Genomic DNA, 23,033 nt, shown 5'->3' with positions numbered 1-23,033 from the left:
CTTGGGCAACAAAGTATGGAAAGGTGCCCCCAAATATGGATAAGAAGCCTAAATTAAAAAGATCAGACTTATTAAATAAAGATGATATTTGGAACGCCGTTAGTGATGTGCTACTTGAATCTGCCTATCAATTAGAAAATAAAGTAGCTTATGAAGCATTTACTGTTCTTCAATACTATTCCGAAATGGAAAGTGGAGGTCATGAAAGTTTTTTAAGATGGAATTCAGACCATGTAGAAGGAGTAGGAATCACTCGTTATTTGGAAGAACTGATCGGTGTTCTTGATAAAATAGATGCACATGAGTATGTACTGATTGAGAGAAAGTATGGAAAAGAAATGTCGGACTTGTACGTTGCCTTAGAAAATGACGAGATTGACGAAAAGGAATTTTATAGCGTTATCGAAAAAGCAGACAATGAATACTATCATCTCAATGAAAAACTGAGAGAATTATTAGAAACGTATTTCGTAAAGATTCACACTGACTTAATTGAAATAATAGAGTAGTAGATATATGGGGCATTGTAAAGTGTTTGTGTGTTTGTGTAAGTGATAGGAATGTTTGTAGAGCTGACGATAAAAGACAGTTTGAAAATATTGAGTGAGAGGAAGGAGGCTTCCAATGAACAACTCATTAGTATTAAGCCTACATCGGGCTTTAATCGGTGCAATTCCTGAAAATTTGAGAGGATTAAAAGTAATTTTAACAAATAATCGGCTGTTATGGCAGGCTTTTTTCGATTATGAGCCAACAGAGGATGAAAAGGAAGTGTTAAGTGTTGCTTGCACTGAAGTGTTATCTGATTTCCCTAACATTAATGAGGTTCAAGAGGAATACATCTTCCATCCAACACCATTAACTGTTAATACAATACACGAATGGGCATTTGTTAGATGGGAGCCTGAAACAGAACAAAAGAAATCAACGCATCAAAATAGGAGAAAAAATGAATGAAGTATGCAGACTATATTAACCCTGAAATATGGACTGGTGGATTTTATGAACTTTCAATTGAGTATCATCCATCAGGTGATCATAAAAAGCTAAATGATGCTCTGGACTCATTATACCAATGTGATTTTTTTAATGGAATGTGGGTAGAAAAAAGTGATTATCAAACGTCTCCTGTTCCTCTTCCTATAAATATTGAAGAGGAGAGTGTTCATTTATTTTATGGAACCATAACTCTAACAGCAAGTAATCAGTTACCTTGTGTGATTAGCATAATTAGGGTTCATGGTGAGTCTGATTGGTTAGATATTTCAATTCCACAAGCTATACTTGAAGAAAAATTTCCATATAGATATCCTCTTACAAAAGAGTTAAACCCTTGGCTAAGTAAGGTTGTTGAGCTGTATGCAAAGTTGGTTGAAACTATTTTTGAAAGTTCTCCTTTTACTATAGCAATCATTGGTGAAGAGATTTCAGGAGCGGATATACCCGAAATTAATCTGGAACATGTAACGATCATTACACATTCTCAATTGGAAACAAAACTTGGAATCAATAGAAAAAATGATTAAATGATGTGTTTGATTTATTCAAAAGGGGAGTGATTCATTGAATTATTGGAGAATAACAAAATATGATCCATTAAAAAGGAATGCTGATGGAAGTTATCTTGACCATGAAGAATGGACTTGTTTTTCAGAAGTTGGGACAAAGATAAGCATGGAGGAGTATGAGGCTACGGAGGAAAAGTACATAAATACTATCACGACATTTATGACGGAAATGGGTTTGAATAGAGTTTATGTAATTGCCTTAGAGCAAAGGTCTGACGAGATCAAACATCAAAAGGCGAATGAATTTCTATCAAAGATTTGGATAGGAAAAGCGGTGACTGCACAGGAAGTCCGAGAGTTAGTCAAGTTGACATTACGGAATGCCATTTGGTGTAAATTAGGCTATAAGAAGAAATTCTTTGTTCACTTTGGATACGATTATTATATGTACATTGGGGCGAGTGAAGACTGTACGGAAGCTATAGAGGTTGTTAAGGAAACGGGATTATTTGTCGAGGACTTCAAATCTCCTTACATAACGAATTAATAAAAAGTGGAGGATATTGATGGAGAAAACGCAAGTGATGGTGTATTTTAGTTTGTTTGCAGATGAATTTTCATTAGATGCTGTAACAAAACAATTGGATATCGTACCAACTGAAAGTTATAAAAAAGGTGACATCATAAAGAAAATATCTCCTACAGAAAATCATGTAAGAGGTTATACCCGTTGGAAGCTAAGTACAGGTTATCAAGAATCATTGGACGTTGGTGATCAGTTAAATTTAATTATCAATCAAATCGGGGGTAAGGCATCAATCATCAATGATTTAAAAAGGCGGTTCGGATTAGAATGTAGATTCACCATTGTCATCATAATGAACAACGGTTATACACCTGGTTTATATTTAGATGAATCTCTAATTGCATTTGCCAATAGCATTAATGCTGATTTTGATATTGATTTATACGCCAATCCCTACGATGAAATAGATGAATAGGTGAGGAAAGGACAAAAATAAGCGGTCTTTACCTTATAAGATGAATCAACAATGAATTTAATAAAGTTAAAGGAGAAGTAGGTGTCTTATTGGAAAATCGTATGGACTTAGTATCATTGCTTAGAAGCAAAAAAGTAAAGGTGACTGAAATAGACAAATGGGGAACATTTTTGAGGAAACGATGGGAAAACAATTTTGCCAATCATCTCAGCGATCAAGAAAAGAAATCTATTTATCTTTATGACTTTTTGTGGTACATATTTAGTTATGAGAAAAAGAATTGCTTAAAAGTAGAACAAGCCGACATAGCGTTTAACAAAAAGTCAAAGAAGTCCTGTTACGTTTTCTATCAACATTCTGATGATGCATTTATTCTTGAAAATGCTTCATCTTTAAATGCAAATGATTTCCTAAATGAAGCAGATGTGTACGTGGTAGATAAGGAATTCAACTGGACTTATGTAAAAACGCACGAAACGGGTTGGTGTGGGCCGTACTTTTGCCAAGAATAGTATGAATTGAGGTGTTCCATATAGAACTTTTAGAGTTGTACTACAAGAAATATACAGGTACAGTACAGGCATCAGATTATGTAGGATGGGCAAATTCTTATTTGTATTTGGATTTTCTCGAAATTAAGAAATTAGCCAGTATGAAAGGGAAATTAAATATATTTGAAATTGAAAAGATGTTTGTCGATGCAATAAATAGTATTCAAAGAGAAGCACCTTCTAAAGAACAATGTGTAGACTACCATTTAAAATGCCTACATTCACAATTATTAATGCCCAAAAAGAATGCTGTGTCAATTGTGAAAGAGATTTATGCTTGTACAATTGCAAACGATTTATTCGAAGAACAGATGAATTGGCAGGAGATCAGTGATGCCATAGATGACTTTCAGTACGGAGATAACGATTACGGCTATACCCTGGATAAGATCTATGAAATGATTGTTGCTCATGCACGTAATCTATGGCATACAAAAATAAGTAAGATCACGTTTAAGGAACTGATTGGACAGAAAGTTACCGCCATTGATTCAGAAGTTCATTTCATTATTAGGTTGGAAAAAGGGGCAATAATTATTGAATGTCCTTGGCGAATTCGGGATACAGGAGGAATATTGTTAGGAGAAACAGATATTCAATCTAACCAAAGTGAATGGAAATCGGTCAAAGAGCTATTGGTTGGTAAAAAAATTGAAGATATTCAGTTATTCGAACAGTGTCCACTTCTAATCGTACAATGTGATAATGTCTTTGTAGATGTCTTCCATGCCAGTTCCTTTTTTGACGGTTGGACTTTAACAGACGAAGGGGATTTCTATATATTTTCCATGCATGGTGGAAGTATTGCATAAATGGATTTGACGAATGGCACAAAAAAATTACCTTCACTGATGGTCAAAGCAACATGTACACAACGATTGTGAATTATTAAAATGTGTTGGATTTTATTAGAATCGCTTTTAAACAAATGGAAGCAAGTGTTGAAGAATATTGGGCTGTCTTGAATTGCTCTTTTTGAATGAGTAGCGTTGGCCAGTAATTTTTTGAAAATGCAAATATCGTATTTTAAGAAGGTGATAATAGTGGCTACTGTTTATATTTCAAGCATAAGCGGTCTTAATAAGTATGATGATAGATATGAAATTATAGGTGAACCTAAATACATATATCATATTGAAGTAAAAGAAATTGAGAAGCTGTTAATTGATTATCTACATGAAATAAATAGGTTTCCAATCCACTTAACTATAACTACCTATAACGATTATGATGAATTTGAAACATTATTGAAAAGGTTAGGCCAAGAGTATGAAGTAAATTCATTAGCTGATGTAGCATATGTTTCAACAGAAGATAGTGAAATGCTTAAATACCACGTTCCCCTATTTAAAGTGAAAATAACGGATGCAGTTGCCTTTGAATCGATCATTCGTACCTCTTTCTGGATGGCAGAATCGAATTGCACATTTATCCTTTCCTGTTCTGATAATGTAAGTATTATAAATAAGTTGGGGAAAGACTGGAAAGGTAAAGAGACCGAATACTCTACGATTTTAATAGATATGACTAAAGAATCAACGTCAATAGCGATTACCCATGATGCATATGGTTTTTTGCTATTTTCAGATTTAGAGGAAAACAAGTCCATTGAAACGATTGCACAGCGACTTCCCAATTATACTATTGTAATAGGTAAGTGAGGTTTTATGGATTAGTTTAAGTAAATATGCAATTTATAAAAATGATTATCGTTGATGCTCGTTTCTGTCTCATTTGCAAAACAGAAAGGTAATTTATAATAGATGAAAAAGACAATTTTGCATGCAGTTATATTTTCGATTATTATTCATGTACTAATCCTTGGATTTACGATAATTAAAGGATACTTGCTGACAAAATCTCATATTCCAAGCGACATAAATACTTATGATAATGTTCATATGCTCCAAAATGAGGTTGCGTTTGGTATTGTTTATAATTCAGGAGGTGCAGTGCTTTTAATTTTGTCATTTTTAGCGGGCATTGTTTGTTTTATGATAGGCAAATTTGTATTTGTAAGGTTAAGAGCTAAAGGATTGAAACAGTGATTCAATGAAAATATAATGGAGACACTCTTTCACTAAGGTCGTAGTTTAGTTGAAGAATAATTATTTAGATATCACAATTTAAAAACAAGGGGGGAGTTCATTGAAACGAGTTGGATTTATTTCGGCTATTGTAATTGTTATTTTGGTTGTTTTCATATTTGTAAATAAATTATACTATCCTTCTCTTCCAATTAATAATTTATCAGCTAAAGAGACGATTGAAAAATTGGAAAACTCCGATAGTAAAGTAGTAGAAATTGCAGTAGAAGGCGATACGATTTGGTATATTACCAGAACAGATAATCAAGTTGTTTTGATCGCTGATGAAAATATTAAACAAATGATCGGTTCTAAGGGATGGGAATTTAAAGAAAAAGATGGTAGTGGTCTGTTCTTTGAAAAAGAGGGAGAAAGATTAATTGCTACTACCCAAATGTGGAGTAAAAAATATGTTCTTGTTAAAGTTCAAAGTAAATTTAAAAAAATTTAGACCTTACTAAGCAAACGGAGGAATGTCGCATTTTTTCATAGAACAGGTTAGTTGAAGAGTGATTACGATAAAGGATGGGAGAATTTGAAGAAGAAAATATGGTTTTCAGTTCTAATTTTAGTAATAGTTATTGGTGGTCTTTATTCCTTAGTAAAATTCAACCCGCCTATAGAAATTGGTACACTTGCTTCAAGTGAAGATAAAAAATCGGTTGTTGTCGGAATTGGTAATAAAGGGTTTCTCGAAGTGAAGAATTTAGACGTTTCAGTTAATAACAATGAAAAACCATCAAAATTAAAAGTACAAAAAAGTGATGCTGTACAAGGTTTCATTATAACGGATGATTTTGAAAATCAAGAATCAGAAAAATATGGATTTAAGAATATAGGGGATATTGTTCTTAAAAAAGGTACAGCCCCTTCTTCGTACTTTAATAAATTAGATGATGGTACTGCCACTAAGGATGATGAAATTTATGGTGTTAGTGTTATTCATCATGAGGCAATATTTAAGGTTGATATAAGATATAGCTATTTGGGGATTTCATTTAATGAAACGGTATTCTTCAACTAACAAAGAATACTAAATCTATTATCCTATAATTGAAAAAAGTCCTTTGTTCTTAGAAAACTCAGAACAGGTGATTAGATCAAAAGAAATGCTCCAATCCTTTTGGAATAAGAAAAGTGCCTTCTCTTATTGAAAAATACATATACAGAAATGGAATAAAAGTGATTCTTATACTGAGGTGATTAAGTGAAATATACTTGTCCTTGTTGCGGTTATAAAACATTAGATGAAAAACCACCTGGAACATATGCTATATGCAATATCTGTTATTGGGAAGATGACGGGATTCAGTATGATGATGTTGATTATGAGGGTGGTGCAAATACTCCATCATTAAGGCAGGCACAAAGAAACTCCATCTTATTTGGAGCTTGCGAGGAGAAGTGTATGGAGTTTGTCAGAAAACCTAACGAAAAGGATGAAAAAGATTCAGAATGGCAACCGTTATAGTTTATTAAGGCATCAAATGTATTACACAATAAAAGGGAACGATTAAATAAAATAATCAGGAGATGGTTAATTGTTATATCAGCCTAAGTGGAGTAAAGCCAAGAAACATTTAAAAAGTTTTATCTGTGAGCCTTTGCGTTCAAGGGTGGATTTTCAAGTCATTAATTATAGAAAAGCACATGATGGGTTAGGTCGGGCTGTCATTACTGTTGATAAAGTTGAGCAATTAAGTATGTGTACAATTACAGCAGAAAGAGAAGAGTATTATAGAGAAAGAGATCTCAGAAGGAATCTGAATGATTTTGATTATGATGATGTAGCAAAAAATAGATTCATACAAGATCAAGCCCACACACAATTGAAAAAAGAAGGTATCTTTGCTCAATACGACTTCTTTTCTTCATTAGAGGAATATTTCAACTCTTCCATTGAAGAATCCCTAAAGTCATATGATATCCTAATTAAAATACTCTGTTTGTTAGACCGTAGAGTAGGAAAAAGAACATTGCATAATATGGAAGTGTCTATTTTAGGAGAACATGAATTAGTTAGATATTTTTATGAATTACGTTGTCAGGCAGAAAACATGCATATTGCTTCCGATTGTTCTTAGGCGGTTAGCTTTTCCCTACTATGTCTGCTTCTGTTAAAATTTAGTGTTTAGTTATTTTATCCTTATTATAATGCAATGCATGATACAGAAAAGTATTGAGAATTTTGAGCTATATGACTGTTCAGCAAACAGTGGTGATTATTATGATTATTGAAATTGATGGTTACTTTCAACAAGTTCTACTTACGGGTAAAAAGTGTTCAAAACAACAATTGGAGCAAATGTATCTCAAAGCCAAAGAATTGAACTTTGAGCAAAGGGATTTTTCTGACGTATTTTGCAAAATTTACAACTTTGAACAAATACCTTATTCAGAGGCTATTAAGGTGGACTTTGTTATAGATACTGATACCGATAGAATTTACTCGCCTACATATTAATAACAGTAAGCTAACTATCTACCTAATTGAAATGAGATGAAAAGTGTGAATGAGTTTGTCATTAAAGGTAAAGAGGGCTTTATACGAATTGAGTTAAAAGAAGTATTTGGCTTTCCCGATTTGACAAGTAATTTTGGTGGCTATGATGTTCAAGGAAGAATAGAAATTAAGAGTGGGAATTATTACGTTAATGGTGAACTGTGGTTTACTACTGGTGAAATCTATGAGTTCCACGAACAATTAGCAAGTTGTTATCGTAAATTGAGCGGTGTTGCTACGTTTTGGACTTCCGAAACTAACCTGAAAATTGAAATTAAATTTGATAAATTAGGTCAAATCACCATAGACGGTTATTTTCAGGAAAAAGCATATCAAGAGAACAAATTGAAATTCGAAATTGAAAGCGATCAAAGTTTTTTTGAAGAAACCATTAAAGAGTTAAAGAAAATTGTGGATTATTATGGTGATTTAAAAGGTGTTAAGAATAAGTAACTTCTTTATATTTTCTACGAGTGCGAATGTTCAATAGAATAGTGGTTCTTTTAGACGATGAAGAAGGATTATGAATAAACTAAAGGTAAGGGGAAATATTGTGGCATCGAATGAAAGAAAAATGATGGATAATGCCCTGAAAAAAGTTGTTATACCTGTATTAAGAAATCAAGGGTTTAAAGGCTCATTTCCTCACTTTAGACGTGAAAATGAAGATAATATTGATTTAATTACTTTCCAATTTAACAAATGGGGCGGTTCATTTGTAGTGGAATTAGCAATTTGTCCAATTAAAGGTGTAACGATGTCTTGGGGAGAACAAGTCCCGCTTAATAAAGTTACTGCCCATCATATAAACAGACGGTATAGGTTAGGGGCTAAATCAGAAGATGAAGATGGAATCTGGTTTAATTTTGAAAATGTAAAAACAGAAGAAGATTTTGAAAAGGTTGCATCGAATGTTTTAGATTTATTAAATACATCTGACCGTTCATGGATTTCAAAGTTACTTAACCAACAGAAACATTCTTGAAATAAGGGCTAACAAACGAAATGATTTCTTCCTTAAACCTTATCCCTACTATGTCTCAAACTAAAATTACCGCTTCTTACACAATAAAACCGTTCCTTAACTAAAAAGAACGTTCCTAAATCCGAAGGTTTCCTGATCCGATTCAGGCAGACCTTCGGTCTTTTTATGCCCGAAAAAAGGCGGGGGAAAGAGCGAGAAAGAGCATGAGAAAAAGCATGAAGAAAAGCATGAGAAGACAAGTAACTACAGGGTTTCGCAACAAAAAAGAAGAAGAAAAGGCATGAGCAAACGTGTGAAAGAAAGCGGGAAAAACCGCTCCCTCCAACCTTAAATCTTACCTCTATTCTGGAACGTTATTATTCTTTCGGATTCAGTGAAAAATCGTTACACAAATGAGGAAAAAGGGTGAAAAAAGCGGGAACGTTATTATTCTTTAACGAGATTGGGGAAAGGTGAGAAAAGGGTGTGAGGGCATGTGTGGCAAGGGTTTGAGGGGGATTGGGGGAAGATGGAGCGGGGGAACGTTATAATTCGATGGGGACAACAATTATCTCCATGCTAAAAAGTTGATTTCCACGCTAAAAAGTCGGTACCTACTGCTAAATAGTTGGTATCCAGAGCGGGAAGACCAGCGGGTAAACAAATATGTATTCAATCTTGATTCTATCGTAAAATCAATCAAAATTCGGGGGGCGGGTCCAGTTTGACTTCGTCCCTTTTCTTTTGTAAAAGGCAAAGTAAAGGGAAAACAGCGGAAGTGGTGAGAATTCCTCCGCTGTAGTGTAAATTTGTACATTTTAGTTTTCACTTTTAGTAGAGTCGTCTTTTTTACGAGATGCTAAACCTATGACCCCGCCAACTATAATAAATACAATGTTTAAAATGATTTCAAATCCTTGAAAGGCATCAACATAATTAACTAAAAACCAGCTTTTACCTCCATTTGTTAGATGATTAATTAGCCCTCCTACTCCTTGGATAAGGAATAGTAAACTAAGTCCACTAATAATTTCTTTCATGATGAACACCTCATTAAAATTTTTTTAATTTAATATGCCTCTAAGACCAATGTTGAAAAAAACTGCACCTACTACTCCTATCGCTACTAAGAGTGAAGAAATTGGAGCTTCATTTAATTTTGACCTGATTTTATTTAGAAATTGATGTAGTTTGTCTTTAAGCACAATATTAACTCCTAAAAGCAGTAGTGAAGGAAGCACCATTACAAGATTGTACCCAGTTATAATTAAGATAGAAGGAGTAGGCTCTATTGCTAGGTGATCCATTAATAAAATTGAATAAAAGTAAGGCAATGCAGTTACAAATTCAATTAGAAAAACAATGCTTCCTAATATGATCATCCCTTTGATAGTTGTGTTTGTGGGTATAATTGAAATTAAACGTTTTTTTGTAGTATCTTTTGGTTTACTGAAGCTAATTAGAACAAGAACCATTCCAAAAAGGATATAAAACCAATTGATAAAGTCAATTTCAGATAATTGTTCGATTCTCGTCAATAGTGATTCTCCACCAAAGTATAGTAATAAACCCATTACAAAGTAGCCTAATTGCGTAATAGATAGAAAAACAAGCAAGCGAGAAGATAATTGATTAGGTTGTATCAATAATAAATAGGCTGTTACAGCTAGTACACCAGGACTTAATATGTCAACTAAGGCACAAATGGAAATAATTATTAAGGCTGTTGATATGTCTATTAATGAAGATGGCATCATTGCTTCAATCGTTTCTATCAATTAAATAGTACCTCCTTTTTAATATGTGGTATTATTATAATACAATGTGCTAAAAAGATAATAACACACTGTGTTAAATAAGGGAAGTGGTTTTAATAATGCCAAAGATTGTTAATCATGAGCAAAAGAGGAAGTCGATCGCAGAAGCTGCATGGAATATTATTAAGCAAGAAGGGTTTGAGAAAGCATCAATACGCAGAGTTGCAACTGAAGCAGGGATGTCCTCTGGTGCGTTAAGACATTATTTTTCAACACAGGATGAAATGTTATTATTTATCATGAATTATTACCTGGAAGAAGGAAAAAAACGTTCTCAAAGTAAAAATTGGTCAGAAAACCCATTGCAAGCAGTTGAGGAAGTTCTATTAGAGCTTGTGCCAATTGACGAAAAAAAGAAAATTGAAACGAGTGTTTGGTGGATCTTTGCACTTCGCTCACTTACAAGTGATACATTAAAAGAAAAAAAAGATGAAATGACTAACGGAACGTATGAATTAGCGAATTCTATGATTCAGATGTTAGTTTTACAAGGGCTTTTACCCGAGTCAATTAATGTAGAATTAGAAACAAGTAGGCTATCAGCATTGATTGAAGGTTTGTCAATTCATGCTCTACTAAGACCTGATGTGTACTCCTCAGAAAAGGTTAAGGAAGTAATCCGTTATCATTTAGAAACACTTTGCAAAGTATGTAATTAGAAAGTTAATAAAATGAGACTATATTCGAGTAACGAGGGCTTTTGCGGAATAAAGGTGGGACCAATACCATGCTTCTTATTTCTCTATTCTTTTTTCTACTATATATAACTGTTACTTTCCCCTTCCCCATGCTAAAAAGTTGGTTCCCACTGCTTTATAGTTGGTTTCCAAACGGCAAAGGAAGTGGGAAGAGCAGCGGGCGATCTTTATGTACTCAATCGTTTTTCAATTGGTTTTTTCAATAAAATACCAATCAAAATTCGGGGCTGGATTCAATATGATCCAGTCCTTTTCTTTTGCCAAATATTCCTTCAATCCCTTGTCCGATATAGGTTTCAATCGTTTCTCCAATACAAAAATCCGTAGGATTTCCAATCTCTATTCAGTGTGTTTCCTAACTGTGATACCATCCTAGAATTGCTGCATTTCCTTTCTTTTCTCCTGATTCTTTCCTCCATTATCGGTACCAACTCTTTAACATTGGCAGAATTTTCGATACAAGCCAGAGCGGAAAAAGAGGGCGAAAATGGGGGTTTTGGGGAAGAACTTTATAACAGAAGGAAGAGTGGCGGAAAGAAGAGTTAGGAGGTAAGAGGCTTAGAGCCACAAGGGTTTGGGGGGAGTGAGGGGGAGCGGAAGGCGGGGAAGGACTTTTTGGCAGGGGAATATGAAGAAATGTGGGATATTGAAGTTAATTCATGGGGGCAGAATCTTAATTACGAAAATATGCACGAATTTGACGAGATTGTAATTGGTAAAAGGTTCTCTTATTTCATTTTAGATAAAAAATATGAGGAGGATGCTCGAAATATTGTAAAGCATGTTTTAGATATGGATATTGTAGTAAATCATGTTGATATAGTAAGTGATAAATTTGAAATAAATGGGCTAATTTGGTTTAAAATCAATAACTTTTACAATGAAGATGTCTATCCCTCGTATAAGGTTCTAAGTGTCCTTTCAAAAAGTAATATTAATCATTGTATCTATCAGGATATGGATGGTAGTTTAAGTTTAGATATACGGATGAAGGCAAGTGATTCAAGGGAATCACACGTTAAATTTAGAGATGATTTAAAATTGGTTTTTAATTCCTCTTGGGAAGCGAATATAGCTAGATTATTAAACTATTTGAGTCAATTTCATAATTGCTCTTTTTAAAAATACAGAATCCTACAGAATTTCTAAAATGTATTTTTAAAAACAGAAATCATGCTACTTGTTGCTGATTTAATTGTACATTAATTCGGTCTGCGGCTAACTTTGAAGCATTATAAATAAGGGTTACCATGTCAAAATGAATTTTTGCACGTTTCCCAGTACGATAGCGAACATTGTTCAGTTGAAAGAATTCTTTCAGATAGGCATTAACCCGTTCTACGGCAGTACGACGTTTGAAAATGTTTTTCCATGCTTGTGACCCGCGTGCTGGTGCGGTATATCTGCGAAGGTCTGAAGTGATTTTCACTTTATAAACCTTTTGGCAAATACCTTCATTAGCTAAGGGACAGTCGCTGCATTCCTTTGGTCTTGTGTATTTCAATGTTTCATATTTAGGATCAAAACTATCATAACGATAAGAATGCTCTCTGAAACAAGTTGGGGCAAAGTGTTTATCATAGCCAATGATTTCCCCTTCATTTCGCTTATTATACGCGATGACGGATTGTTGTCCCATTCGAGGTTCATAGTCATAGCCCGCATCCATTGTTTGATAACGTAATGGAAGGTGAAGGCGTTCCTGAATTCCTTTCAGTAAAGGGATAGCTGCCTTACCATCATTTAGACTCCCAGATGAAAAAAGAGCCTGTAGAATGTATTGGCTTGATGTACCAACGGCTAAATGACCTTTGTAGCCAAACCAAAAAACATTTTGTCCTTCTGAGTTCTTTTTCACGCCCCATTTAGGGTCTTGGGGAACTTCGGCACGTAGTTCGGCTAGGGGAACATCTAATTGGGCCACAATTTTTCTATCATATAAAGGTAAATTGGCTTCCGTTTCAGCTTGTTCTTTAAGCCACCCGTCACGCTCATCTTTTGATTTCCGACCACGTTTTTGGGGTTCAGATTTTGGCTTTTCTTCTTTTGGCTGCGCTTGGTCTCGTGCTTCAAAATGGGTTGCATCAATGGCCACTGTATCATCCGTGATGAAACCTTCTGCAATAGCCTGGAGGACCACTTTTTCTTGTTCTTTCTCAAGGATATCGCTTTCCTCCAATTTCGTTATGAGACGTGAATAGGAGGATTCTGAAGGCACATGATCAGAAACCAAAAAGCCACAATTTAACTTAAAAGCTAGATCATCATGAAGACGTTTTATAAGATCCTTCATCGTAGGGATGCGCTCTATGTATCTTACAAAGGTGGAGATAATCATGGCTGCATAGTTTAGTTCTTCCGGTGCACCCAACCGTGATTTTTTCGCCACTTGATGGTACATCGAATCCAAATCTACCGCTGAAATAATGGCTTCATATTTTTGGGTAGGTTCCATGTCAAATAATTCCTGTATGCCAAATAGGCTAGGTTGTCGTATAATAGTCATAAGAAGTACTCCTCCAGTCTTTTTATGGTTTGTGGTCAACTACCATTATACAAGATTTGGGGAGGTACTTCTTTTTTTATCTCTTAAACCCCTTGATACACAAGGGCTAAGAATTATGAAATTCATTCATTTAGGTATTAAATGGGAATATGAAAGAGAATCCTACTTTGTTGAATCCGATCATTTCTCACATTATTATATACCAGATTTTTTTCTTGATAATAATACACTTATTGAAGTGAAAGGATTTTGGGATAATGAAAGTTTAAAAAAAGTATCCTTATTTAAGGAACAACATAAGGAACATAAATTGCTAACAATTGATTCTGATATGTATTACACATTGGATAAAATGTATAAAAAAGTAATCCCCGAGTGGGAGAAAGCGTCTGTCTTGATTAAAAGGGAGAGATTACCTGTGGTTGGAGTGACAAGACCAGAGAGAAGAAAATTTGTTAGTAATGTTAAGATCGGTGATAACTTATTTTTAATAAGAGATGAAGACAATCCTTATGATAGAAATGCTATATTAGTAGTTGATAATGATGATAACGAAATTGGATTTATTGCAAAGGATTGGGCATCTATATATGCAGACAAGCTAGATGTAGGGATGAAATTTAATGCAGTAGTCGAACAAAAGGAAGCAAAAGTAATCAAAATTGTTGTAGAGAGAATAAATATTAATGACATCAATTCCTTATATGAGTTTTTAAAATAAAGTGTATTATTGTCTTTCGATAACTTAGTATCAATTAATTTTTGTTTTTCTCTGTTTTGAGCCAGGTCGGTATTAGAAGAGGATAAAACTTAACATAGTGTGTACGTATTCTGATAGGTTTTTCAATCACTTTTCAATAGGAATATTCACTCCCAAATCAATACAATTCGGGCTGTATCCAATAGTGATTCAGTCTTTTTCTTTTATTCCTCCAATCCTTTGCCAATATTAGTATTAAGCCGTTTCCAATATCCTTTCTACTCTATCAATCAAACTGATTTTCAATCTCTATTCAGTGTGATTCCTAACTGTAACACCATTCCAAAATTATTACCTTTCCGCCTTATTCTTTTAATTCTTTCGTCTATTATGGGGAAGAACTTAATAACATAATGGAGGGAAGAAAAAGTAGAGAAAACAGGGTGGAAGCCTTGAAAGATAAGGGATTTGGGCAGAGAACGACTAAGTAACAGATACATATAGTAGATGTGTAGAAATGGACATAGATAAGATATTAAGAGAGATGTAGATTAAAATATTTAGAATATATGGTAAAATATATAAAGAGATTATGCTGGAATTTAAAGGCAAGTTCGATGGAAAAAGACAATGATAAATAAGCGTTTTATAATGAGTTCTCTAGATTATTATATGGTATATTAAATTGAAAATATACATATACTGACTTCTAAAAGAGGTATTGAATAAAATGAACAAGGGTGAAAATAAAATGACCACTCTAACATTATCAGATTTGGAAACAAGAGTAAGAGAAAATAAAACAAAATTTCAAGCGACTGTCAATCGTGTAACTGCTAAAATTAAGAGTCAAAATCTTAATCAAGGCCGTATACGACCAAAAGATCCAACAGAATCGAAGATTTTAGATAGGTTTAATCGAAAGTAGGTAACGATGAATATAGAGGAAGCTTTATTTCTATATTTAGAAGGAGTAATTTCTAAGTCGAAGAAAAGAAAAAAAGAATAGAACTTTGAAAATGCTACTATAAGGGATTTGAATATTTTCCCATAAGTAGCATTTTTGTGTGAATGGATGATAGATAATTGATTATCGCTGGTTTAGTTTTTATAGAGACCAGATTGGGACCAAATACAGTAATTAACAGCATATAGCTTCGACAATACGGAAATAACATTTTTGTAGTGTACTCAAAACGGTTCGAATGGGGTTCCTATGCAGACTCTATTAGTATAATAGTTGACAGAATTATTTGTAAAAACAGGATTGCCGAAACATAACCCTATATAAGTTATGTCGTAAATAAGGTATCGATTCTAAGATAAAATTTCCTATTACTAGAAAAATAGAATAATTGGTTTATATAGGCACAGGCTTTCATACAATAGTAGAGGGAAACTTATTTACAACCCTACCTATGGTTATAAAATTCAAGGCATAGAAGAGAATAGAGCACCCGTTCCTGAGAAAGCAAAAGCCTAATCACAATAAGTAATAAATATAGTGTGTTGTACTATATACAGATGATTGGGAAAACTATGTTCTTTAACGGGTGCAATAGTTAAACAAGGTGATCTTAATAGGTCACCTTATTTATGTTTAAAAATTGGAATTTGTTAATGGAATATTATGTTAGTATAAAGGTAGAAATTATTAAATTAACCAACGTGACAGTATCCTTCATCTATATTAAAACATTGTTTATAAGGCATGATTGCAAATCTTGAAAGTTATTTATAAATGATAAACGTTGGGGAGGTAGAATATATGATTAAGAAAATTGATTTAGAGTCATACAATAAATTCATAAATCTCTCTTCAAGATATTTTGAGTTATATCCTAAAGATGAAGATAAATCTTTAATATTTAGTGCAAAAATAAATATAAATTTTGGAATTCAAGATATTAACAAGTTGATTGATAAACTAAATGATCAGAGTCAATTGAAAGATAGTAGTTGGTATTATGAGCTTATCATTAAGGCTTATCAAATATTAAGTGCTTTTGATATTATAGTGAAGAGTTTTAGCGTTGTGAAAAGTGGTTATGATCAATTATACGGGGCTCCAAATGACAAAGATGGAGTAAAGAGAGAGGAAGAGCGACAGAAAATTGATTACTTTCGTGCCTTGAGGAGCTTAACGACCGCACATACTTTAGAGACAACTGATAAATCTTTTGAAAAATTTTGTATTACAAAGGGTACCTATCTTGAAGATGTTCGAATGAAAAAAATTATCGCTTTGCACAACTAGATGTTAATGGAGATATTATTTTAGAGATTAGAAGAAAAGATGAAAGCTCAGATAATCGTTTAGGGGATATAGAATATTGGGGGATATGGATTGAAAGAGATATTATTTCCCCCGTAAGAATTATTCTTTCTAAGCTAGATATAGTAAGCAAGAAAGTTGAGGACTTAATAAAAACTAGGGAAGATAAATTTAAGAACGAAAAAATCGGAAATTTAAAATGTATGGATAATACGTTTCTGATTGATTTAAAAAGAGCTGTTATGGAGCGTTACCCGAACGAGATTGAAGTAGTGAAATACAGTAACGGAGAAGAAGTAGAATACTGGGAAATACAAGAAATGTATGATCTTGTAAATTGGCAATATACCTTTGAAGATGAAAGAGATGAAAAGCTCAAACGGTTTCAAGATTTAAAAAGAAAAGAATTACTTCAGTATGCTGAAAAGATTCAAAATATGGGACTTAATGTTGAAGATAACTATAGCTTATTTTCAGGAATTAATAATAAAGGTATTGATGATTACTGCAATCAAAAAATTAGTATGTATTTGAATCGGAATAAAAATTATCCAGATCTTAAAGAGATTGAGCGTTGGGAAAATGATATATCTAATGCTAGGCGGATAAACCAAGTATCAGACGAAGTGTGGGCATGTTTAATGCTAAAAAAAATACAGCCAGATATAAATGTTTTTTTTAGAATCGAATGGACTACTTCATTTCGTGAGTTATATTGGCAATATTTAGTGTCTTTATTTATTCGACAACAGATAGATTAACTAATAGTAATTCTTATAAGAGATGCTATACTTAGCTTTTTTGAGAGGAAATTATAATTTTGTTGTGAACTAGGGGATTAATTACAATAATCCTTTATTTAACTAAGGAAATCTGAATAAGCACAGCTAAATTTTTGAGTAGGATAATTGATGTACCCAAGAACAAATACATTAGGATCCATAGGTGGTACAATCGAATTTGGTGAAAAATCAAATGAAACTTTGATGAGGGAATTTATTGAGGAACTAGGCGTTGAAGTTGCCATTGAATGATATATTTCCTGCATAGAAAATATATTTAAAATTGAGGAAAAGATAGGTCATGAAATAACTCAGATATATTTAGTGAAAAGATGAAAATATATATCGGAAAGAACATTTTACTGTATCCGAAGATAATAAGAATACTCTTGCAAAGTGGGTTTCCACAGAAGAAATATACTCTGGTAAAAAGGTACTTTTACCCCGATGGATTAACTGAATTACATAAACAGGAAATTTAAACTTCTTATTAAGCTATAGGGTGCTTTTCTTCAATAAGAATTTTATATCTAAATGGCTCTAAGATAATAAAAACCGATTTTCTCATATTGGAGAATCGGTTTATTCTAATTTCTTTTTAAACTGATTTTGAATAGGTAGAGACCATTGGGGGAGATTTGTTGTTTCGAAATTAATGTTTCCATTATTTATTTCGAGTACAATTTTCCCATCATCCTCACTATTGTCAATTAAAACAAGGTTGTCAATCAAATAAGCATATTCAAAAAGATGTTTAAACGATGTCTTATTTCTTCTGATAATATCTTCAGTAGGAATGTGATGACCACCATTTTTCACTCTCATTGCAACCCTTTCAATGTTTTGGATGACATTGCTTAATGCAACATAAAACATCGTTATTTCATAACCCATCTCTTTGGCTTTTCGTATTTGTTTAATAGCATTCTTACCAGAAAGAGTTGTTTCTAGTGAAAAGTCTTTACCTTCTTTAATGTATTTATGGACGGATTTGATAACTTCTTTCCCAGCTGATACTCTTTTATATTCAGGATTTTCTGGATCTATTCTTCTGGCGATAGCATCTGGATCAATATTGATATCAACACCAATTTTATCAATTATTAAGCTACGTAATGTACTTTTACCACTACCGTTATTACCTGCAAACACAAAAAATATAGGTTTGTGGTTGTGCATTAAGATTCACCATCTTTTTTTAGAGGAACAATATCACCATTAGGAAATTCTTTTACAAGTTTACCGTTTTTTTCATATACAATATACGTGTTGTTTGCTTTTGCGTCAATCCTAGCCCGTTCACCAGTCATTTTAGCCCATTTACTTAACCACTCATATTTTCTTTTTGGTTCATTGTTTTGTTCATCTAACATAAGCAACACCACCTTTAAATAAATTATATCAGATTGCTTATTAAATTTATAAGATAATCAATAAGTTTTACGCTTATAGGTTGCATTAGTTTAATATGGGATTATCAAATTTGATGGTCATTATTTTTATAATATATGTTTTGAATATTGTGTTAATATTTAACTGTAAAGTTGTTTTTGTAAAAAGAGTTCATTGGAGGAATTGAATTTGAATAATCAAATAGAGGTACGACGGATGACAAGTAAAGATATAGACAAAGTATATCGAGTTTACACCTTCTTTTAAAATCATACTATCCATATTTTTTAGAAAATGGAATTCCAGAAGTCAACGATTTTAATGTCATCCCTAAATTAAGAAAGAAAGGGATTGGAAGTGCCTTAATGGATGCGATAGAAGAGATTGCTATAAAGGACTTTGGAATAGTCGGAATTGGTGTTGGTTTGTATGACAGTTATGGAAGTGCCCAACGCATTTATGCGAAGAGGGGGTATATTCCAGATGGGAGAGGTATCATGTATAAAGAACAGCCTGTTTCTCCAGGGAGTCAAGTTTTGGTAGATGACGACTTAAACCTCTATTATACAAAACAAAAACAAAGTAAAAGGTAGAAGATTCGCTGTTGTTCTTTTTTCTATATAGTTGTGTTCCAAAATACATAAAACCCGCATTATTCCTATGTCTACTCCGTTCCAAAATTACTATACTACATGTTATAAAAAGTGAGACTTTTAGAGGATAGAGTAAGCAAAAGTAGTTAAAATCCAAAGAGAAAACCACCCCGAAACGCTCGACCAAAAGCTAAAGGGGTGGTCCTCTTTTTAACAAAAAATTTAACTGAGTAGCCTCACACTTGGACGAGTAATTGTGAAAGATACCAACTATCATATGTAGAAATAATTGGTGATCATTTTGAAGGAATTAGTGGTTTTGTAGATATACATTGATTTTTAAATGGTATTACACTATAATTCAAAATAATAATAAATGGGGCGGCAAAGGTGATTTCAAATGTATCGAAAGTACTTTTATTCAGAAAAACCAGTAGAATCTTTAAAAACTCGTATTCGATATCGGATGCGAGTTTTTTTATTGCTTCCATTGTTTATGGTCAATGGGAATAGCGTATCCCAAAAATAATTGATAGGAGAGAAACAATATGGAAATAAATGGAGGAAGAGCAGGTTTTAATTCTGTAAGTTTTACAGGAAAAAAGTATCAGTCAGTATCCCGATTTAAGGATAAGAAAATCACAACAGAAACAAGATTGAAAAAGGAGAACAAGAAATTATATGTATTTATTTCGAAGCTCCCTTTTTTCCGTTCATTTACCATGATATTGGATCAGATAAACAATAAGATACTGTTATTTTTCATCACTATATTTTTTTTAAAGGAGTTTTTAATAATCGGAAAATCAAATTCTGTTCTCTCACAAACCATCCCAGTTCACCCCTTCGTAATGATAGCGATTATTTTAGTGATGGCCAGTTTGATAATAAAGTTAAGTCCTGTAGGTCGATATCACGCTGCAGAACATATGGCAGCTACAGCTTATGAGAAAAATCCGAACTTAACGTTGGAACAAGTAAGTAAGCAACCTAGAATCCATAATGATTGTGGAACAAACTTAATCATTACTGTGTTAATCATTTTTTTATTACTTTACATGGTATTTGGTAGTGGAATATGGGGACTTTTGCTATCTTGGAGTATTGGATACGAAATAAGGAGAGCCGAACCGAAAATAGTATGGGATGTCTTGTTGTTAATTGGGAATGCCGCACAATATTTCCTTTTTACATCGAAACCCAAAGAGAAGCACTTGTTAGTAGCGATAGAGGCAATTAAGAAGTTAGAAGAGAAAGAAATATCAATAAAGAATTAAATTCCTAATCCGTGGGTAAGTCTTTAGACGAGGTTAACGTGAGGATATATAGTTAAAATCTATGGCAATATTGTTAGCAATCAAAAGGGGAGAAATAAATACAATATGAATATATTTGATAAAGAATTACACATTGCATATGAAAAGGGCTATTTAGAAGGCAAAGAGTACTCTAAAAGAAGGCTCTACAGAGTTCTAGTTGAGGCTATATATAAAGGTTATTCTAAGCAACTAATTGAATTGTTGATTAAATCAGGAGAGTTTCATGAAAATGAAATTCAAGAGGCTTATAACTATTTGAAGGATGATAGCTACCCAATATCGCCGTTGTCTGGAGTGTCACTTGGTAAGTTTATAGATTGGAGAATTAGATCTGAGATAGTGATCCCTACGGAAAAAATGACAAACCACGTCTATTTTAAGCTCACATCAAAAGCTATAAGAGGAAATATTACAGAATATATAAACAGTATAGTTGGATTCAAATTTAGGGAAGAACAAATTATGAATGATATGAATCATACATTAGTATTCTTAAAAGAACTATTAAAAGAGTATAAAACAAGTGACTCAAATCATTAAAGAGTCCTTATATTTCGTAAGCAATATATATACCAATCGCTTTAGCATCAAACCAAGCTCTAATACCATTCATTTTTTTATTTTACCTCACGTATAGCCTTTTTATCGCAAACAACAGCCGAGGCAGGGAAATGAAGAATTGTTAAAGAGTAGACACGGTAAGAATAGAATTGCAATGAAACGGAATAATTGTATATCAGCAGATTTTTACTAACTTTTTAAACTAAGTAATCATTTGTCTCATCTGTCTTTTCTAAACCATGTCCAAATTCCAAAAGGCCCTCTTTCCAAATTCTCTAAAAGTTGAATTACCCTTTCGTTATCTTTTTTTAATTTAATATAGGAATGAGATGGAGTTATCTTCGGAATTTTTACAGTTGCTCGTTTATACTTGATTTCTTCTTTCATATTATCACCCCTTATATTTACATTTTATACACACTATTGCCTGATCTGTATAGTGGTAAGGAAACAAACAGATTAGAGAAATAGTGTTTGTCTTGTTATCCCATATTTGTGTATACACTTTATTATGAATAATGGAGACAATTTTGTTGGTAATCTCCACACTTTTTTTATTAAAAACGTTGATTTTATCATGTTTGATTTTAAATATGTTAACACTTTAGATACTACAAATTGTGTTAACACTACTCTGTAAAAAACTCAGATTAAACGATACTTCTTAATATCTAAATTTCGAGAGAATTCTTTTAAGCCATATATTTTGATTATATTTAACTTGATTATCGCATTATCCTGCTTTATAATTCAACATAATAAATAGTGAAGTAGGGAATTTTATGAAAAGTATACATTTATTATATAAATACATAAAAAAAAGCTCGCATTCTTATTAAGGAGAATGTGGGCTTTTTTATTTATGTTGACTATAGTCAGTGGGAGGAGATGGTATAACAATGGTACAGGGAAACCGTAAGCAACAATTAATGAAAAGAGAAACGATACCAACAAAAGAGGCAAAGGAAAGGGCTGAAAATTGGTTGTTTGATAATGATACTTTACGTGTATTTGTTGATGCTTCTGATAGCTTTGCTTACTTCAACTATCTTAGTAAATCGAAATAGTGAAAGGTGATGAATAGGAAAATGACTGAGAATAAAAGAAATCCAAAGAGAATTAGAAGAATAATGGATTTAATCGAAACTATTTGGGAGGAGAATCCAGACATGCGTTTTTTTCAACTTATGGAGATGCTACAACATAAATATTCCAGTGAAAATAATAATTTTGGAAGGCGTGAAGCCATAGAAAAGGAATCTACAGGGTATGAGAGTCCTGTTATATTTATTGACCTTTTCTATTTGGAGGATGATAGTTTTGAAGCATTTTTGTCTGATTATGTACATGGTGAAGTGCAAAGAGATCCAGATAGGAATTTGATGAATTTACTAGAATCTAATAATGTGGATGAACTTGTAAGTTATATTGATGAGCATGATGTTAACCAGGAAATTAATGGAGCTAGTTTGCTCTATTGGGCTGTTTTTTTGAATCAAGCCCAAATAGTAAAGAAATTACTAGAACTTGGAGCTGATCCAAACAAAAAAGATTTGCATGGAAGGAGTCCACTAGAGGTTGGGGCTTACTGTGGCTTTTATAATGTTTGCAAATTACTACTAGTATTCGGAGCGAAAACGGAAGGGGCACTACAGAGAGCGGAGGAAGGTTGGAACGAGAATTACCAGGAAGAGATTGTTAAGTTAATTCAGGATTGGAAAAATAAGGAAATCAATTCTACTAGAAGTAAATCAGAAGATGGAAGAGAGGAGTGAA

The 23,033-nt window shown here is 33.0% G+C and carries 34 protein-coding genes; 28 read left to right on the top strand and 6 right to left on the bottom strand.

The genetic code is table 11. From position 1 onward, the window contains the following. The first annotated feature begins 35 nt into the window (after nucleotides 1–35). The 16 genes from MKY78_RS06335 to MKY78_RS06260 all read left to right on the top strand — a co-directional run bounded on the left by MKY78_RS06335 (nucleotide 36) and on the right by MKY78_RS06260 (nucleotide 8,635). Nucleotides 36–509, top strand: coding sequence for a hypothetical protein (locus MKY78_RS06335; protein ID WP_339217011.1), 474 nt, complete (start codon nucleotides 36–38; stop codon nucleotides 507–509). A gap of 115 nt (nucleotides 510–624) precedes the next feature. Next, nucleotides 625–957 (top strand): hypothetical protein, encoded by a 333-nt coding sequence (locus tag MKY78_RS06330; protein ID WP_339217010.1) that lies wholly within the window; start codon nucleotides 625–627, stop codon nucleotides 955–957. Further along, entirely contained in the window at nucleotides 954–1,526 is a 573-nt protein-coding gene (locus MKY78_RS06325; RefSeq protein WP_116354776.1) for a hypothetical protein, read from the top strand. Before MKY78_RS06330 ends, MKY78_RS06325 begins: the two co-directional genes overlap by 4 nt. Before the next feature lie 37 nt (nucleotides 1,527–1,563). Beyond that, complete coding sequence (locus MKY78_RS06320) at nucleotides 1,564–2,055, top strand: hypothetical protein (protein WP_116354777.1); 492 nt, start codon at nucleotides 1,564–1,566, stop codon at nucleotides 2,053–2,055. A 19-nt stretch (nucleotides 2,056–2,074) separates the two neighbouring features. Beyond that, on the top strand, nucleotides 2,075–2,509 hold the full coding sequence (locus tag MKY78_RS06315; protein WP_116354778.1) for a DUF4279 domain-containing protein: 435 nt from the start codon (nucleotides 2,075–2,077) through the stop codon (nucleotides 2,507–2,509). Nucleotides 2,510–2,610: 101 nt separating this feature from the next. Continuing rightward, nucleotides 2,611–3,021, top strand: coding sequence for a DUF4275 family protein (locus MKY78_RS06310; protein ID WP_339217859.1), 411 nt, complete (start codon nucleotides 2,611–2,613; stop codon nucleotides 3,019–3,021). Between the two features lie 35 nt (nucleotides 3,022–3,056). Continuing rightward, entirely contained in the window at nucleotides 3,057–3,872 is an 816-nt protein-coding gene (locus tag MKY78_RS06305; RefSeq protein ID WP_284561389.1) for a hypothetical protein, read from the top strand. Between the two features lie 231 nt (nucleotides 3,873–4,103). Then, nucleotides 4,104–4,721 (top strand): hypothetical protein, encoded by a 618-nt coding sequence (locus MKY78_RS06300; RefSeq protein ID WP_339217009.1) that lies wholly within the window; start codon nucleotides 4,104–4,106, stop codon nucleotides 4,719–4,721. Nucleotides 4,722–4,823: 102 nt separating this feature from the next. Then, nucleotides 4,824–5,108: a hypothetical protein gene (locus MKY78_RS06295; protein WP_116354780.1), complete on the top strand. Its 285-nt coding sequence runs from the start codon at nucleotides 4,824–4,826 to the stop codon at nucleotides 5,106–5,108. Between the two features lie 100 nt (nucleotides 5,109–5,208). Continuing rightward, the gene (locus MKY78_RS06290) at nucleotides 5,209–5,598 is read left to right on the top strand and encodes a hypothetical protein (RefSeq protein ID WP_339217008.1); all 390 of its coding nucleotides are present in this window, start codon (nucleotides 5,209–5,211) and stop codon (nucleotides 5,596–5,598) included. A 51-nt stretch (nucleotides 5,599–5,649) separates the two neighbouring features. After that, the gene (locus MKY78_RS06285) at nucleotides 5,650–6,171 is read left to right on the top strand and encodes a hypothetical protein (RefSeq protein WP_339217007.1); all 522 of its coding nucleotides are present in this window, start codon (nucleotides 5,650–5,652) and stop codon (nucleotides 6,169–6,171) included. A 183-nt stretch (nucleotides 6,172–6,354) separates the two neighbouring features. Next, nucleotides 6,355–6,618, top strand: coding sequence for a CPCC family cysteine-rich protein (locus tag MKY78_RS06280; RefSeq protein WP_339217006.1), 264 nt, complete (start codon nucleotides 6,355–6,357; stop codon nucleotides 6,616–6,618). Nucleotides 6,619–6,688: 70 nt separating this feature from the next. Then, nucleotides 6,689–7,231, top strand: a complete 543-nt coding sequence (locus MKY78_RS06275; protein WP_116353938.1) for a hypothetical protein — start codon at nucleotides 6,689–6,691, stop codon at nucleotides 7,229–7,231. Between the two features lie 113 nt (nucleotides 7,232–7,344). Beyond that, nucleotides 7,345–7,611 (top strand): hypothetical protein, encoded by a 267-nt coding sequence (locus MKY78_RS06270; protein ID WP_284561384.1) that lies wholly within the window; start codon nucleotides 7,345–7,347, stop codon nucleotides 7,609–7,611. Nucleotides 7,612–7,647: 36 nt separating this feature from the next. Next, nucleotides 7,648–8,103, top strand: a complete 456-nt coding sequence (locus tag MKY78_RS06265; RefSeq protein WP_339217005.1) for a hypothetical protein — start codon at nucleotides 7,648–7,650, stop codon at nucleotides 8,101–8,103. A 70-nt stretch (nucleotides 8,104–8,173) separates the two neighbouring features. Then, nucleotides 8,174–8,635 carry a DUF4304 domain-containing protein gene (locus tag MKY78_RS06260; protein ID WP_116353940.1) on the top strand — a complete coding sequence of 154 codons (462 nt, stop codon included), beginning with the start codon at nucleotides 8,174–8,176 and terminating at the stop codon, nucleotides 8,633–8,635. A 797-nt stretch (nucleotides 8,636–9,432) separates the two neighbouring features. Here MKY78_RS06260 and MKY78_RS06255 read toward each other — a convergent pair. Both MKY78_RS06255 and MKY78_RS06250 read right to left on the bottom strand, forming a co-directional pair. Next, nucleotides 9,433–9,654, bottom strand: coding sequence for a hypothetical protein (locus MKY78_RS06255; protein ID WP_099354670.1), 222 nt, complete (start codon nucleotides 9,652–9,654; stop codon nucleotides 9,433–9,435). A gap of 24 nt (nucleotides 9,655–9,678) precedes the next feature. After that, complete coding sequence (locus MKY78_RS06250; RefSeq protein WP_116353941.1) at nucleotides 9,679–10,392, bottom strand: GAP family protein; 714 nt, start codon at nucleotides 10,390–10,392, stop codon at nucleotides 9,679–9,681. Between the two features lie 98 nt (nucleotides 10,393–10,490). Between MKY78_RS06250 and MKY78_RS06245 the strand changes: the two genes are divergently transcribed. Then, nucleotides 10,491–11,090: a TetR/AcrR family transcriptional regulator gene (locus tag MKY78_RS06245; RefSeq protein WP_099354672.1), complete on the top strand. Its 600-nt coding sequence runs from the start codon at nucleotides 10,491–10,493 to the stop codon at nucleotides 11,088–11,090. Between the two features lie 654 nt (nucleotides 11,091–11,744). Continuing rightward, nucleotides 11,745–12,251, top strand: a complete 507-nt coding sequence (locus tag MKY78_RS06240; protein ID WP_339217004.1) for a hypothetical protein — start codon at nucleotides 11,745–11,747, stop codon at nucleotides 12,249–12,251. Nucleotides 12,252–12,300: 49 nt separating this feature from the next. Here MKY78_RS06240 and MKY78_RS06235 read toward each other — a convergent pair whose 3' ends face one another. Continuing rightward, nucleotides 12,301–13,635 (bottom strand): IS1182 family transposase, encoded by a 1,335-nt coding sequence (locus tag MKY78_RS06235; protein WP_339217003.1) that lies wholly within the window; start codon nucleotides 13,633–13,635, stop codon nucleotides 12,301–12,303. Between the two features lie 115 nt (nucleotides 13,636–13,750). On the opposite strand from MKY78_RS06235, the gene MKY78_RS06230 reads away from it, so the two are divergent. From MKY78_RS06230 to MKY78_RS06210, 5 genes are all read left to right on the top strand, one after another. Further along, nucleotides 13,751–14,356: an HIRAN domain-containing protein gene (locus MKY78_RS06230; RefSeq protein WP_339217002.1), complete on the top strand. Its 606-nt coding sequence runs from the start codon at nucleotides 13,751–13,753 to the stop codon at nucleotides 14,354–14,356. Nucleotides 14,357–15,086: 730 nt separating this feature from the next. After that, a complete protein-coding gene (locus tag MKY78_RS06225) occupies nucleotides 15,087–15,263 on the top strand; it encodes a hypothetical protein (protein WP_339217001.1) in 177 nt (58 codons plus the stop codon). An 840-nt stretch (nucleotides 15,264–16,103) separates the two neighbouring features. Further along, complete coding sequence (locus MKY78_RS06220) at nucleotides 16,104–16,592, top strand: hypothetical protein (RefSeq protein WP_339217000.1); 489 nt, start codon at nucleotides 16,104–16,106, stop codon at nucleotides 16,590–16,592. Nucleotides 16,593–16,813: 221 nt separating this feature from the next. Beyond that, on the top strand, nucleotides 16,814–17,371 hold the full coding sequence (locus MKY78_RS06215; RefSeq protein ID WP_339216999.1) for a hypothetical protein: 558 nt from the start codon (nucleotides 16,814–16,816) through the stop codon (nucleotides 17,369–17,371). Between the two features lie 150 nt (nucleotides 17,372–17,521). After that, nucleotides 17,522–17,644, top strand: coding sequence for an NUDIX domain-containing protein (locus tag MKY78_RS06210; protein ID WP_339216998.1), 123 nt, complete (start codon nucleotides 17,522–17,524; stop codon nucleotides 17,642–17,644). A gap of 330 nt (nucleotides 17,645–17,974) precedes the next feature. On the opposite strand, the gene MKY78_RS06205 is transcribed toward MKY78_RS06210, so the two are convergent. Together MKY78_RS06205 and MKY78_RS06200 are read right to left on the bottom strand one after the other, a co-directional pair. Continuing rightward, a complete protein-coding gene (locus MKY78_RS06205; protein ID WP_339216997.1) occupies nucleotides 17,975–18,571 on the bottom strand; it encodes a zeta toxin family protein in 597 nt (198 codons plus the stop codon). Then, complete coding sequence (locus tag MKY78_RS06200) at nucleotides 18,571–18,765, bottom strand: hypothetical protein (protein ID WP_339216996.1); 195 nt, start codon at nucleotides 18,763–18,765, stop codon at nucleotides 18,571–18,573. The genes MKY78_RS06205 and MKY78_RS06200 overlap by 1 nt, the downstream gene beginning before the upstream one ends. A 261-nt stretch (nucleotides 18,766–19,026) precedes the next feature. Between MKY78_RS06200 and MKY78_RS06195 the strand changes: the two genes are divergently transcribed. The 3 genes from MKY78_RS06195 to MKY78_RS06185 all read left to right on the top strand — a co-directional run bounded on the left by MKY78_RS06195 (nucleotide 19,027) and on the right by MKY78_RS06185 (nucleotide 21,236). Continuing rightward, complete coding sequence (locus MKY78_RS06195) at nucleotides 19,027–19,377, top strand: GNAT family N-acetyltransferase (RefSeq protein WP_339217858.1); 351 nt, start codon at nucleotides 19,027–19,029, stop codon at nucleotides 19,375–19,377. 548 nt (nucleotides 19,378–19,925) lie between these two features. After that, entirely contained in the window at nucleotides 19,926–20,654 is a 729-nt protein-coding gene (locus MKY78_RS06190) for a DUF1385 domain-containing protein (RefSeq protein WP_339216995.1), read from the top strand. Nucleotides 20,655–20,759: 105 nt separating this feature from the next. Continuing rightward, entirely contained in the window at nucleotides 20,760–21,236 is a 477-nt protein-coding gene (locus MKY78_RS06185) for a hypothetical protein (RefSeq protein ID WP_339216994.1), read from the top strand. A 240-nt stretch (nucleotides 21,237–21,476) separates the two neighbouring features. Here the strand turns inward: MKY78_RS06185 and MKY78_RS06180 are convergent, their stop codons facing one another. Next, the gene (locus tag MKY78_RS06180; RefSeq protein WP_339216993.1) at nucleotides 21,477–21,644 is read right to left on the bottom strand and encodes a hypothetical protein; all 168 of its coding nucleotides are present in this window, start codon (nucleotides 21,642–21,644) and stop codon (nucleotides 21,477–21,479) included. Between the two features lie 512 nt (nucleotides 21,645–22,156). Here MKY78_RS06180 and MKY78_RS06175 point away from each other — a divergent pair. Both MKY78_RS06175 and MKY78_RS06170 read left to right on the top strand, forming a co-directional pair. Next, complete coding sequence (locus MKY78_RS06175; RefSeq protein ID WP_339216992.1) at nucleotides 22,157–22,324, top strand: hypothetical protein; 168 nt, start codon at nucleotides 22,157–22,159, stop codon at nucleotides 22,322–22,324. Between the two features lie 21 nt (nucleotides 22,325–22,345). After that, on the top strand, nucleotides 22,346–23,032 hold the full coding sequence (locus MKY78_RS06170) for an ankyrin repeat domain-containing protein (RefSeq protein ID WP_339216991.1): 687 nt from the start codon (nucleotides 22,346–22,348) through the stop codon (nucleotides 23,030–23,032). The last annotated feature ends 1 nt before the right edge of the window (nucleotide 23,033 follow it).

The sequence above is a fragment of the Ornithinibacillus sp. FSL M8-0202 genome, assembly GCF_037975285.1.
Taxonomy (GTDB): domain Bacteria; phylum Bacillota; class Bacilli; order Bacillales; family Amphibacillaceae; genus Ornithinibacillus; species Ornithinibacillus massiliensis.
This window is presented reverse-complemented; position numbering and strand designations above follow the sequence as displayed.

What these genes read in the sequence shown, in the direction of transcription:
- MKY78_RS06200 (WP_339216996.1), bottom strand. Translation starts at nt 18,765, where the DNA reads ATGTTAGATGAACAAAACAATGAACCAAAAAGAAAATATGAGTGGTTA.
- MKY78_RS06265 (WP_339217005.1), top strand. Translation starts at nt 7,648, where the DNA reads ATGAAAAGTGTGAATGAGTTTGTCATTAAAGGTAAAGAGGGCTTTATA.
- MKY78_RS06260 (WP_116353940.1), top strand. Translation starts at nt 8,174, where the DNA reads ATGAATAAACTAAAGGTAAGGGGAAATATTGTGGCATCGAATGAAAGA.
- MKY78_RS06335 (WP_339217011.1), top strand. Translation starts at nt 36, where the DNA reads ATGGATAAGAAGCCTAAATTAAAAAGATCAGACTTATTAAATAAAGAT.
- MKY78_RS06210 (WP_339216998.1), top strand. Translation starts at nt 17,522, where the DNA reads ATGTACCCAAGAACAAATACATTAGGATCCATAGGTGGTACAATCGAA.
- MKY78_RS06190 (WP_339216995.1), top strand. Translation starts at nt 19,926, where the DNA reads ATGGAAATAAATGGAGGAAGAGCAGGTTTTAATTCTGTAAGTTTTACA.
- MKY78_RS06245 (WP_099354672.1), top strand. Translation starts at nt 10,491, where the DNA reads ATGCCAAAGATTGTTAATCATGAGCAAAAGAGGAAGTCGATCGCAGAA.
- MKY78_RS06295 (WP_116354780.1), top strand. Translation starts at nt 4,824, where the DNA reads ATGAAAAAGACAATTTTGCATGCAGTTATATTTTCGATTATTATTCAT.
- MKY78_RS06185 (WP_339216994.1), top strand. Translation starts at nt 20,760, where the DNA reads ATGAATATATTTGATAAAGAATTACACATTGCATATGAAAAGGGCTAT.
- MKY78_RS06315 (WP_116354778.1), top strand. Translation starts at nt 2,075, where the DNA reads ATGGAGAAAACGCAAGTGATGGTGTATTTTAGTTTGTTTGCAGATGAA.
- MKY78_RS06230 (WP_339217002.1), top strand. Translation starts at nt 13,751, where the DNA reads ATGAAATTCATTCATTTAGGTATTAAATGGGAATATGAAAGAGAATCC.
- MKY78_RS06270 (WP_284561384.1), top strand. Translation starts at nt 7,345, where the DNA reads ATGACTGTTCAGCAAACAGTGGTGATTATTATGATTATTGAAATTGAT.
- MKY78_RS06170 (WP_339216991.1), top strand. Translation starts at nt 22,346, where the DNA reads ATGACTGAGAATAAAAGAAATCCAAAGAGAATTAGAAGAATAATGGAT.
- MKY78_RS06330 (WP_339217010.1), top strand. Translation starts at nt 625, where the DNA reads ATGAACAACTCATTAGTATTAAGCCTACATCGGGCTTTAATCGGTGCA.
- MKY78_RS06175 (WP_339216992.1), top strand. Translation starts at nt 22,157, where the DNA reads ATGGTACAGGGAAACCGTAAGCAACAATTAATGAAAAGAGAAACGATA.
- MKY78_RS06325 (WP_116354776.1), top strand. Translation starts at nt 954, where the DNA reads ATGAAGTATGCAGACTATATTAACCCTGAAATATGGACTGGTGGATTT.
- MKY78_RS06215 (WP_339216999.1), top strand. Translation starts at nt 16,814, where the DNA reads ATGGATAATACGTTTCTGATTGATTTAAAAAGAGCTGTTATGGAGCGT.
- MKY78_RS06235 (WP_339217003.1), bottom strand. Translation starts at nt 13,635, where the DNA reads ATGACTATTATACGACAACCTAGCCTATTTGGCATACAGGAATTATTT.
- MKY78_RS06225 (WP_339217001.1), top strand. Translation starts at nt 15,087, where the DNA reads ATGACCACTCTAACATTATCAGATTTGGAAACAAGAGTAAGAGAAAAT.
- MKY78_RS06310 (WP_339217859.1), top strand. Translation starts at nt 2,611, where the DNA reads ATGGACTTAGTATCATTGCTTAGAAGCAAAAAAGTAAAGGTGACTGAA.
- MKY78_RS06220 (WP_339217000.1), top strand. Translation starts at nt 16,104, where the DNA reads ATGATTAAGAAAATTGATTTAGAGTCATACAATAAATTCATAAATCTC.
- MKY78_RS06205 (WP_339216997.1), bottom strand. Translation starts at nt 18,571, where the DNA reads ATGCACAACCACAAACCTATATTTTTTGTGTTTGCAGGTAATAACGGT.
- MKY78_RS06255 (WP_099354670.1), bottom strand. Translation starts at nt 9,654, where the DNA reads ATGAAAGAAATTATTAGTGGACTTAGTTTACTATTCCTTATCCAAGGA.
- MKY78_RS06180 (WP_339216993.1), bottom strand. Translation starts at nt 21,644, where the DNA reads ATGAAAGAAGAAATCAAGTATAAACGAGCAACTGTAAAAATTCCGAAG.